Source organism: Siminovitchia fortis (assembly GCF_007681465.1).
GTDB classification, from domain to species: Bacteria; Bacillota; Bacilli; order Bacillales; family Bacillaceae_C; genus Siminovitchia; species Siminovitchia fortis.
This window is the reverse complement of sequence record NZ_VEKZ01000011.1, coordinates 69,830-80,562: the sequence shown is the minus strand read 5'-3', so window position 1 is coordinate 80,562 and position 10,733 is coordinate 69,830. Positions and strand designations below refer to the sequence as shown.

Annotated in this window: 9 protein-coding genes and 1 pseudogene; 6 read left to right on the top strand and 4 right to left on the bottom strand. The window is 41.6% G+C overall.

Features of this window, described 5'->3' with window-relative positions:
* Positions 1-56 precede the first annotated feature (56 nt).
* Positions 57-788, bottom strand: a pseudogene (locus FS666_RS06010) (helix-turn-helix transcriptional regulator); the annotation flags it as partial.
* Between the two features lie 336 nt (positions 789-1,124).
* Between FS666_RS06010 and FS666_RS06005 the strand changes: the two are divergent.
* The 5 genes from FS666_RS06005 to FS666_RS05985 all read left to right on the top strand — a co-directional run bounded on the left by FS666_RS06005 (position 1,125) and on the right by FS666_RS05985 (position 6,815).
* Positions 1,125-3,254 (top strand): type IA DNA topoisomerase, encoded by a 2,130-nt coding sequence (locus tag FS666_RS06005; protein WP_144462817.1) that lies wholly within the window; start codon positions 1,125-1,127, stop codon positions 3,252-3,254.
* Positions 3,255-3,283: 29 nt separating this feature from the next.
* On the top strand, positions 3,284-3,799 hold the full coding sequence (locus FS666_RS06000; protein WP_144462815.1) for a hypothetical protein: 516 nt from the start codon (positions 3,284-3,286) through the stop codon (positions 3,797-3,799).
* Positions 3,800-3,915: 116 nt separating this feature from the next.
* Positions 3,916-5,172 carry a CYP152 family fatty-acid peroxygenase CypC gene (gene cypC, locus FS666_RS05995; RefSeq protein WP_144462813.1) on the top strand — a complete coding sequence of 419 codons (1,257 nt, stop codon included), beginning with the start codon at positions 3,916-3,918 and terminating at the stop codon, positions 5,170-5,172.
* 105 nt (positions 5,173-5,277) lie between these two features.
* The gene (locus FS666_RS05990) at positions 5,278-5,802 is read left to right on the top strand and encodes an STM3941 family protein (protein WP_144462811.1); all 525 of its coding nucleotides are present in this window, start codon (positions 5,278-5,280) and stop codon (positions 5,800-5,802) included.
* 131 nt (positions 5,803-5,933) lie between these two features.
* Positions 5,934-6,815, top strand: a complete 882-nt coding sequence (locus FS666_RS05985) for a DUF6612 family protein (RefSeq protein ID WP_144462809.1) — start codon at positions 5,934-5,936, stop codon at positions 6,813-6,815.
* Between the two features lie 82 nt (positions 6,816-6,897).
* Here the strand turns inward: FS666_RS05985 and FS666_RS05980 are convergent, their stop codons facing one another.
* From FS666_RS05980 to FS666_RS05970, 3 genes are all read right to left on the bottom strand, one after another.
* Positions 6,898-7,887: a S8 family peptidase gene (locus FS666_RS05980; RefSeq protein WP_144462807.1), complete on the bottom strand. Its 990-nt coding sequence runs from the start codon at positions 7,885-7,887 to the stop codon at positions 6,898-6,900.
* A 117-nt stretch (positions 7,888-8,004) separates the two neighbouring features.
* Positions 8,005-8,262: a hypothetical protein gene (locus FS666_RS05975; RefSeq protein WP_144469101.1), complete on the bottom strand. Its 258-nt coding sequence runs from the start codon at positions 8,260-8,262 to the stop codon at positions 8,005-8,007.
* A gap of 529 nt (positions 8,263-8,791) precedes the next feature.
* On the bottom strand, positions 8,792-9,967 hold the full coding sequence (locus tag FS666_RS05970; protein ID WP_144462803.1) for an MFS transporter: 1,176 nt from the start codon (positions 9,965-9,967) through the stop codon (positions 8,792-8,794).
* A 192-nt stretch (positions 9,968-10,159) separates the two neighbouring features.
* On the opposite strand from FS666_RS05970, the gene FS666_RS05965 reads away from it, so the two are divergent.
* Positions 10,160-10,672 carry a type 1 glutamine amidotransferase domain-containing protein gene (locus tag FS666_RS05965; protein ID WP_144462801.1) on the top strand — a complete coding sequence of 171 codons (513 nt, stop codon included), beginning with the start codon at positions 10,160-10,162 and terminating at the stop codon, positions 10,670-10,672.
* Positions 10,673-10,733: the final 61 nt, after the last annotated feature.

Genomic DNA, 10,733 nt, shown 5'->3' with positions numbered 1-10,733 from the left:
TTACAAAGTTTTACCAAATAGCCCCAGAATTAATGTTCAGTAAATTTACTTTCGTAATTTGGGATCAAAGAAATAATCCCTTCCTTATCTTCTATAGTTGGAAGGAGGTTTTTCATAAAAAAGTCACGTGCTGAAAAGTTTTCTGGCCGGTTAAACTTATTTTCGGTTAGCATTAAACTTTCCATTCGATCTACTCTAAAACTACGGATATCATTCCTAAGATGACAAAATCCAATCACATACCACTTATTATTCCAATAAATAATTTTGTACGGATCCACCAATCTATACTTTGATTGCTCTTCGCCACTTTTATGGTATAGAATTTTTACGGAGTATCCGTCTGCTACGGCCTGCTCCAACTCATTCAAAAAAGGTTCCATAGCGAGGGAACTTGATCGATTTATTACTTCGAGACTGGTTAAATGTTGAGTTATCTTTGTTTCCTGCTCTTGATTCGAATGTTTTCTTAGCTTTGAAATAGCCCTATTTAGTGCTTCACCTCCATAATACCCGGCTTCTTCCGCAAAAATAGCAGCGTGAAATAGCGAAGTTTTCTCCTCAAAATCAAAAAAAAGAGGAGCTTCAATAAAATTGTTCAACAAAGTGTATCCACCGTTATGTCCTGCGTCTGAAATTATAGGTACACCACTTATTGAAAGCGTATCAATATAACGATACACAGTCCTTATATTCATCTCTAACTTTTCTGAAATTTGTTTCGCAGTAATTTTTTCACCTGAACTAAGCATCCATAGAATTGCTAGTAAATTATCAGTTTTAGCCATAGAAATCCGCCTCTAGATGGAATTTATTATCTACTATATAAGTTTATGTCCTTTGGGTCAATTTCATAATCGACTCAGCTAACAATAAAATGCCTTACGTGATTGACTTTTCAATATAAATTGTCCAAACTAGAGACGAGAATACACGTTCGTAACATTAGGATTTTGGAGGTGAACTCTATAGAATCTAAGAACTACAGATTTGTTTGGAAGGCGATAAAATACCCCAGAAAGCAAGGTGGGGAAATTGTGTACACGCCCTCGTTCATCATTGGACTAGAAGTCAAACAAGACTTATACCATATAAAACTTAAAGTAAGGGAGGTTGACCCGCAAATGGTACTTCCAGTAATTTTAGCAGAAAAGCCAAGCCAGGGAAGGGCCTATGCTGATGCATTTCGAAATACGATTAAAAAAGATGGATATATAGAAGTGGTTGACAGCCGCTTTTTTAACGGCAAAGCCTTTATCACTTGGGGGTTCGGCCATTTGGTTGAGTTGGTGGAGCCTGAGCAGTATAAGGATGAATGGAAAAGGTGGTCAATGAATACGCTGCCGATTTTTCCTGAACAGTTCAAATTCCAAGTGGCTAAAGACAAAAGGAAGCAATTTGCTGTGGTAAAGAAGCTGCTTCATTCAGCAACGGGAATCATTGTGGCAACAGACTGTGACCGTGAAGGGGAAAATATTGCCAGAAGTATTATCATGCTGGCGGGTGCGTGGAATAAGCCGGCCAAAAGGCTATGGATCAATTCATTGGAAGTGGAAGAGATCCATAGGGGCTTTCGAAATCTGAAGGAAGGCCATTATTATATTCCGTTGTACCGGGAAGCGCAGACGAGACAGTTCAGCGACTGGCTTGTCGGCATGAACGCTTCAAGATTGTACACATTGCTGCTCGAACAAAAAGGCGTGCGGGGGCCTTTCAGCGTTGGCCGGGTTCAGACTCCGACTCTTTATATGATCTACAAGCGTCAACAGGAGATTGAAAACTTTCAGTCTGAGCCTTTCTTCGAATGGATCGGAGACACGACAGTAAAAAACGGCCAATTTGAAGCAAAACACAAAGAGAGATTTAAAACAAAAGAAGAAGCACAAGCTGTTTTGGATAAACACAATGTGATTGTGGGGGAAAATAGGGGAGTCATCGAGCGAATCCGAAAAACGCTGAAAAGAACAAAGTCTCCCAGGCTCCACACTCTCTCCTCATTACAGGCCAAAGCCAACAAGATTTGGAAATATAGCCCCTCTGAAACCCTGAAAATTGCACAAAGTTTGTATGAGAAGAAATTGATCAGCTATCCCAGGACAGACACCCATTTTATTACAGAAAATGAATTTGCTTATTTGAAAAAACATCTTTCCGATTATCAGAACTGTGCCGTAGTTAACTTGGATGTGGCCTTTCCGAACGCGCAGAAACGGTTTGTTGACAGCACCAAAGTCCAAGAGCACTATGCCATCATTCCCACAAGGAAAACCGTGGACTTAAAAACATTATCAGCAAAGGAACGGAATATTTATCGGGAAGTAATCTTGACCACTCTTGCGATGTTTGCTCCGGATTATGAATATGAAGAGACGAAAGTCATAGTAAATGTGAATGGATTGCTTTTTGAAAAAACAGGAAAAGTAGAGCGGAAAAAAGGCTGGAAAATGTTGTTTGACAAGGACCAATTAAAAGCAGATCCCAAAAAAGAAGAGGACTCAGCTCTTCCCGAAATGAAGGAAGGGGAGGCCTGCACGGTTGATGTGAAATTGAAAGAGGGAATGACCCAGCCTTCAAAGCCGTTTACAGAAGGTAAATTGATCCAAGTGATGAAAAGTGCCGGAAAGGATGTTGAGGACGAAGAAGCAAAGGAAATGCTGAGGAAATCGGAAGGGATCGGCACCGAAGCGACACGCGCAGCAATCATTGAAACGTTGAAACATCAAAAATATATTGAAGTGAAAAAGAACATTGTCCATATTACGAAAAAAGGCCAAATCCTTTGCCGGGCAGTAGAAGGGACTTTGCTTTCCAGCCCGGAAATGACCGGGAAATGGGAGCGATACTTACATAAAATTGGTCAAAGCGAAGGAACGCAGGAAGTCTTTATCCAGCAAATCGAGAAGTTTATCCAATTTTTGTTGGAAAGTGCCCCTGGGAGCGTCGGACAATTACATGTTCAGGTCAAAGATTCGGAGCAACATTCATTTATTGGGACGTGTCCTGCATGTGGAAACGGCAGTGTCCAGGATAAGGGGAAATTTTATGGATGTACAGAATATCAAAAAGGATGTACATTCACTTTGCCAAAGATTTTTTGTGGAAAAAAATTAAGTGACGCGATGATCAGGAAATTATTGAATGGTGGAAAGACCGGGTTGCTAAAAGGCTTTAAAAGCAAAAAGGGGAAGTCTTTTGAGGCATACTTGCAGATTGAGAATGGCAGGCTGAAATTTGATTTTCCTATAAGGAAATAGGCCTGACTGAACCCTTGGGGAGTGGCCAAATGAAAATTTCCATAAACAAATTAATGATTGTGTCACTGTTGCTTTTCACTGCCATATTAACAGGGTGCAGTGGAAGTGGAATCAATTTAACGGACGGAGACATACACATTTCAAAAGAAATGAATGAAGTGATATCAAATTATATCATTCAGCATTACGGGTCTTCCTATTATGATACGGAAAAGCAAATTGAAGTCCATAAAATATATGGTACAAGTGAATCAAACGGGGTCCTCAGTGTCTATATGTGGTCTTATTTTTGCGGCTTTAACAAATCAACCGGGACGGAACCCCAAGCAGGGCATTCTTTGCCCGCTGTCATCCAATTGAAAAAAGATGGAGATTCTTACTCTGTTGTCAAATATAAAGAGCCTGAAGATGGAAGCCTGTACCCGTCTTCATTGAAAAAGATGTTTCCAAAAAGGTACTTAAAATTAGTACATAGGGATACGGGAAACATAGGTGACTTGGAGAAAGAGATGGATAAGAAAGTTGAAAGTTGGTTGAAAGAATAGTGAAAAGCCCTGTAATACAGGCCTCCCATGAAACATTGGCATTTTTGGCTGTTTTTTAATGAACCGATTGGGGAACATTTATAAAGATGGCACTACCGGAAAAGGAGACGGTTCATATGTCGGATGTAAATCAAATGCCCCGTGAAGAGGGATTGGATCATAGTGTTTCTTTAATGAGGGAAGGTTATCTGTATATTCCGAACAGGCGCCGCAGTTTCCAATCGGACGTTTTTGAAACACACCTGCTCGGACAAAAAGCGATTTGCATGGGTGGAAAGGAAGCGGCCGAGCTTTTTTATGACAATAGTAAATTCAAAAGGGGCGGTGCCGCTCCCAAACGTGTACGACAAACATTGTTTGGGGAAAAAGGCGTTCAAACGCTTGATGGAAAGGCACATTTTCACAGGAAGGCAATGTTCATGTCTCTCATGTCAGAAGAGGGCATACAAAGATTCGTTGAAATAAATAGAAACGAATGGGAGAAAGCGGTGGAATCATGGGCAGCTAAAGGTGAAATCGTTCTTTATGAAGAAGCAAAGAAAATTTTATGCAAAACGGCATGCCGATGGGCAGGGGTTCCGTTAAGTGATAAAGAGCTTGACAAAAGAACGGACGAACTAAGTTCGCTTTTCGAGTCACCTGCCTCTATAGGACCCGAGCACTGGAAAGGCAGAAATTCCCGCAACCAGGCGGAGAAATGGATCGGCGGGCTTGTAGAGCAGGTCAGAGAAGGGAAGTTTTTGCCCGAAAGCCAGACGGCTCTTCAAGTCATTTCCGGGCATAAAGATTTGGAAGGGAAACTGTTGGATACTGAGACGGCTGCTGTAGAAATCATCAACATTTTAAGGCCGATCGCAGCCATTGCCATCTATATTAATTTTACTGCATTGGCTTTGCATCAGTTTCCGGAACAAAAAGAGAAGCTGTCTTCCGAGGACGGGTATATGCAATTGTTCGTCCAGGAAGTTCGAAGGTATTATCCGTTCTTTCCGTTTGCAGCCGCACGGGTGAAAAAGGATTTTACATGGAGAAATTATACTTTTGAAAAGAATACATTAACCTTGCTGGATTTATACGGAACAAACCACGATTCAAAGTTATGGGACAACCCGGATGTGTTTAATCCGGACCGTTTTAAAGAAAAACCCGACGCCCTGAAATACAGTCTGATTCCGCAAGGCGGAGGCGGCTATTATGAGGGGCATCGTTGTCCGGGGGAATGGATCACAATGGAAGCCATGAAAGTTTGTGCCGATTTTTTGATTCATCGCATTGATTACGAAATACCGGAGCAGGATCTGAGCTACAGCCTTGTCAGCATGCCCAGCATACCTAAAAGTGAAATTAAGATTGAACGCATCACATGGAAATAAAAGGGTGCCATAAATCCTCCGTAGGACATTCGGAGGATTTATTTTTTTATTGATAACCTTTAAGCTTAGGAAGTATTGCGTTTTTGGCCTGAAGGGGGATGTTTCATGGACGATTATATTGTCATGCCGAAAATAAGAAGAATGATGATGCTGGCAGTTCTTTCTCTCGTTTTCGTCGCGGTGGGGATATTCATTCTATCATTATCTATAAACGAGCAATTTGAAGGGATTTTGCCGGCGATTATCGGGGGACTTGCCATTGCAGTATTTGGGCTCTGCTTCATTTACTACATCTATGTGCTCATAAAACGAGAGCCGGCACTCATCATTTCCAAAGAGGGTATCATTGATCAGTCCAGTTATATTGCAGCCGGCCTTGTCAAATGGAATGAGATTGAAGCAATTGATTTCATTCATTTTTCCGGGCAGATTTATCTCGGCATTTTTACATTTGACCGCGAGTTGATCGTCAATCGGTCAAGCGGCGTGAAAAGAGTGTTAAATGTAATGAATAAAGGCCTCTTGGAATCGCAGGTCAATATACCGGTCAAAAATTTGGCGTGTTCCATTGATGAGTTGGTTGAAGCCATTAATCAGCGTTGGGAAAATGCCATTTCGACTGAGGGTTAGGCAGAAAGGTCCGATCGTTTTTTTAGTTCGTAAGAACCATTCTCTGAAACGATGAAACTATCGGGTATTTGATCCGTAAATAATAAGGAGCATCCAGACGCTTTACAAAATTTCAAGGGAGTTGACTTTTAATGAAGAAAGCAATATCGATCATTTTCGGTGCGATGCTAATGCTGATGCTCGCAGCATGCAGCGAGACAGCGGAGCCTGTGGAGAAGGAAGCGGAGCAAGGGACGACGGCAGAAAAGAAGAAAGCGGACAAGGAAAAAGAAAGTGATCTGACACTGGAAGAAGTTTTTAAGAAAACGGAAGAAGCGAACAAGGATCTGAAAAGTTTCAAAAGTAAGATGAACATGAAGCAGACGGTCGATGCAGCCGGAGAAAAGCAGGAAATCAATTCGGATATCGATATGGAATTCGTCACTGAGCCAATGGCGCTGCATCAAAAAATGACAATGTCCATAGAGGGAGAAAAGCAGGAAATCGATGCTTATTTGACTAAAGAAGGCTTTTATATGTATGAGCCGAATGAAAAAATGTGGATTAAACTTCCGGAAGAATTCTCAGGTCAAATTCTGCAAATGTCAGAAGGACAAACAAACCCTTCAGGACAATTGGATCAGTTAAAAGAATTTGTTGATGAGTTTGATTTTAAACAAGATGACAAGAATTATATATTGACATTAAAAGCATCCGGTGAAAAATTCGATCAGTTTTTAAAGGATAGTGTCAAGGAAACGATGCCTCCTGAAATGCAGGCCGAAGAAATGATGGGCGACATGAAGTTCAATAAGGTTGAGTACGAATTATTGATCGATAAAGAAACATTCTATTTGAACGCATTGAACATGGTGACCGATATGGATACAGAAGTTGAAGGCCAAAAAATAAATATGAATATGGATATGAAATCTACCTATAGCGGCTACAATGAAGTGAAAAACATCGAGATTCCGAAGGAAGCGCTAGAAAATGCACAGGAAATTAATATGGACGAGATGAACGGGGAGTGATCCCAATCAATCGTCAAAATGAATAAAAAATAAAAGGGAAGCCTGCGCTTCCCTTTTATATATTCAATAGCCAGCCTGCCACTCAAACCTCTAAAGGCAAATCTCCAGTACAAGCTTTTATAATTGTATCTGCAAACTCTTGATCGAATATTTTGGCGAGATGTTCCGGAACTGTCAGATAAACAATGCCATTTCCTTCAAGCCTCGGAGAAAAACCGAGCGGCACGGTTCTTTTGATTAATTGGGCATAAAGCTCGGGCTCGGAAAGCTGCCTTCCGAAATATTTGTGCGCCAAAACCTTTATTAGGGCGAGCGCCCCGGAAACATGGGGGGCAGCCATTGATGTACCACTTAAGGTGGCATATTTTCCATTTATATATGTTGATAAAATTTCTTCACCTGGCGCCACCAAATCTACTTCATCGTGAGAGCTTGTAAAATCTGAGGAAAGCCGGTCAAAATTGACTGCTCCAACGCATATGACTTCATTATAGCGCCCCGGAAATGCGAATTCATCGGTTGCATCGCTGCCATCTCCCTCATTTCCTGCAGCACAGACTACCAAAATATTTTGGGAGACGGCCAGTTTTATTGCTTGATAGAGCTTTGGATTGTCATCAGGCCCTCCCAGAGACATAGAAATGATATCAACATTTTGTTCAATCGCATAATGGATGCCGTTGATGATCCAATCATGTTGACCGAAACCGTTTCGGTTAAGAACCTTCACAATGAATAAATTTGCTTCCGGAGCCACTCCGACTACACCATCATTATTTTTGGAGGCTGCAATTGTTCCGGCGACATGGGTACCGTGGCCATTATAGTCTTGGAATATTTCAGGATTGCCTTTGTCATCATCCGTAAAGTTTTTTCCACCGATAATCCGATCCTTTAAATCAGGGTGGTTTATATCACAGCCTGTATCCAAAACTGCAATTTTGACTCCTTCTCCTTTTGTTTCCCGCCAAATCTTTGGAGCCTGAATCAATTCGATCCCTTTTGGCACTTCATTTATTTCGTTTATCTGCTGAACTACCCGGAACGGAATTCCTTTAACAAATGGTTTCATTTCTTTTCCTCCTTTTTAGTAAAAAATTTTAAAAAATGGAATATTCGGTCTTTTTGGCGGAATTTGTCGTTAAATTTCGGTCTGCTAAATACCCGTTAAAACGAGTCGAGAGGAAGTTTAACAGACTTTCTTTTTCGAACTTTTACGGATTCTTTTTCTTTTTTTCAGCCTTCGGATTTCCAAATGGATATAAATTACCCAAACAACAACCAGCACGTGGATCCAATAATGCAGCAAAACCTGTATAAACCTTGTCAGTATTTGTCCCGTTCTTAAAAGTGCGTCAGGAAATATTAGACCAGAAATGGTAGCAGTTACTCCGACCCATGGCACCCACCAGCTATTCATATTTGCCCATTCTTTAAACCTTTTCAACATGATTCCCTCCTTTCGCTTACATGAATTAATGAGCAACTTTTAAAACCTGCATTTCATCCGATATCCATTTCAGTAGAATCGCCAGGGACGGGTTTAATAAGCAAAAAACAGAAGAAAATTGGATTCAACTACTATGGAAACAGGATACTGCTTCTCATAATTTGTCTTGTCCAAAACCTTCGTGCTTTGTACTTTTACTTTCTGTGATATAAAACATTTGAAAGGGGAGCGGGTTAATTGGCCATGGAAACTTTATTCAGCCCATATGATTTAGTGGTAAGCGTCACAGGATTATATCGCTATTCAAAACAGTCGGGGAACAGGCAACGTTAAACTTTGCCATTAGTTATGAAGCGGTTACATGATAGCGGATTACATAGTTAGGGTTATATGTTATCTACCCACCAACTTAGGGTATAAACCAGAAAATGTAAAAATAGGTCTTTTTATCCAGATTCAATCCAAAAGAAAACAAACTTGAAATCATCAAGTTTGTTTCGATATATAGCAGGGCGGTTTCGGATTTTCATTGATGTGAAATAGAATGTGCTTTGTTCGATCGGGTTTTATATAGCTGATACATCAGAAATGTAAAGATCGAAATGATCAACCCTGAAATGTAAGGAAACCCGATTGAAATGGAAAACAGCCAGCCGCCAAGAGGGGGGCCGATAATCCTTCCCAAAGAATCAAATGATGACAATAGCCCGGTTGTGCTCCCGTGGCCTGCAGCCGAAGTTTTTGTTAATAAGGCAGAAACGCTTGGACGGATCACTCCATTTCCAATTCCGAAAATCGTTAGGTAGACGGCAGCCGTCGTAAAGCTGTCAACGAGCAGGATTAACGCGAAGCCGACGGCTGAAACCGCGATTCCGGCCTGAATGACTGCTCCTTCACCATATTTTTTCGTCATTCTTCCAACCAGGCCGCCCTGTACAATGGCACCGGCCAGTCCCATGATCATGAACAGATATCCCAACTGGACCGTACCAAGCCCTGCTTTTTTCGCGGCAAAATACGCAAACGTCGCTTCAAGGCCGGCCAAGGAAAGGGAGGTGAATAATTGTAAAACATACAAAACGGTGATCGGACCGCGCAAAGCTTTGTGCAGCGGCGTTTTTTTTGCTCTGTGTCCTCCTCTTTCCTCAGGCGGCAAGGATTCTTTTAAGAGAAATAGAACGAAAATGAAGGTAAGCAGGCTGGAGAACCCAGCCAAATAAAACGGCATGTTTAAACTGTTTTTAGAAAAAATACCCCCGATGGCAGGGCCCAAGATAAAGCCCAAGCCAACCGATGCGCCAATGATCCCCATTCCTTTTCCGCGGTCTTCATCCGAGGTAATATCGGCTACATATGCCATGACCGTCGGCATGTTGGCGGATGAAAGAAATCCTCCGATAATCCTAGCCGCAAACAGCATCCATAAAGCGGAGGAAAGTGCCATCATGAAAAATGAGATGGCCAAGCCGAATATTCCGATCATCATCACCGGTTTCCGGCCAATCCGATCGGAAACCCTTCCCCACATAGGTGCAAAGAGCAATTGCATCAATGAATAAACAGCCATCAACAAACCGAGCTCCGCTGGGGATGCGCCCATTTCTTCAGCGTAAAACGGCAGGACAGGGATGATGATCCCAAACCCGACCATGACAAAAAACATGACAGCAAAAAGTATAGGCAGTGCCTTTTTCGTATCCAAACCAAGTCCACTCCAGTCTACAAAGAATCTTCAAATGATTGCCTGTACAGCTTTTCAATTTATATTAACATGAATCGGGCGGTGTTGTTAGCATAAGGCGTTTGAATCAAATTTTGTCTGGAAATAACATGTTTTGTAAATAACGATTGGGGAAAACAGACAAGTAGTAATTTTGAAAAGGAGTGTTTGAAAATGGGTAAAAACATTGCCACATTAATCACCGACATGTTCGAAGACGTAGAATATACGGAGCCCGCAAAAGCATTCAAGGAAGCGGGGCATTCTGTCACAACAATTGAAAAAGAAGCGGGAAAAACGGTCAAAGGAAAACAGGGTGAAGCGAACGTTACAATAGATAAAAGCATTGAGGACGTAAACCCTGAAGAGTATGATGCATTGTTTATACCGGGAGGCTTCTCGCCTGACCAGCTCCGCGCCGATGAACGTTTTGTCACATTTACAAAAGAATTCATGAACAAGAAAAAACCTGTCTTTGCCATCTGCCACGGCCCTCAGCTTCTAATAACGGCAAAGGCACTTGAAGACAGACAAGCAACCGGCTATAAATCCATCAAAGTGGATATGGAATATGCGGGGGCTGATTATAAAGATCAGGAAGTGGTCGTCTGTTCGGATCAACTCGTGACAAGCCGGACCCCTGATGATATTCCCGCGTTTATAAGAGAGTCCTTGAAATTGTTATAAACAAGAGGGAATCAACTGATTTCCTCTTGTTTTTTTGGCGAAAAAGGGCGACAATGCATAT

Excerpts from the sequence above, each read along its gene's own strand:
- FS666_RS06005 (WP_144462817.1), top strand. The coding sequence starts at position 1,125 with ATGGTACTTCCAGTAATTTTAGCAGAAAAGCCAAGCCAGGGAAGGGCC.
- FS666_RS06000 (WP_144462815.1), top strand. The coding sequence starts at position 3,284 with ATGAAAATTTCCATAAACAAATTAATGATTGTGTCACTGTTGCTTTTC.
- cypC (WP_144462813.1), top strand. The coding sequence starts at position 3,916 with ATGTCGGATGTAAATCAAATGCCCCGTGAAGAGGGATTGGATCATAGT.
- FS666_RS05990 (WP_144462811.1), top strand. The coding sequence starts at position 5,278 with ATGGACGATTATATTGTCATGCCGAAAATAAGAAGAATGATGATGCTG.
- FS666_RS05985 (WP_144462809.1), top strand. The coding sequence starts at position 5,934 with ATGAAGAAAGCAATATCGATCATTTTCGGTGCGATGCTAATGCTGATG.
- FS666_RS05980 (WP_144462807.1), bottom strand. The coding sequence starts at position 7,887 with ATGAAACCATTTGTTAAAGGAATTCCGTTCCGGGTAGTTCAGCAGATA.
- FS666_RS05965 (WP_144462801.1), top strand. The coding sequence starts at position 10,160 with ATGGGTAAAAACATTGCCACATTAATCACCGACATGTTCGAAGACGTA.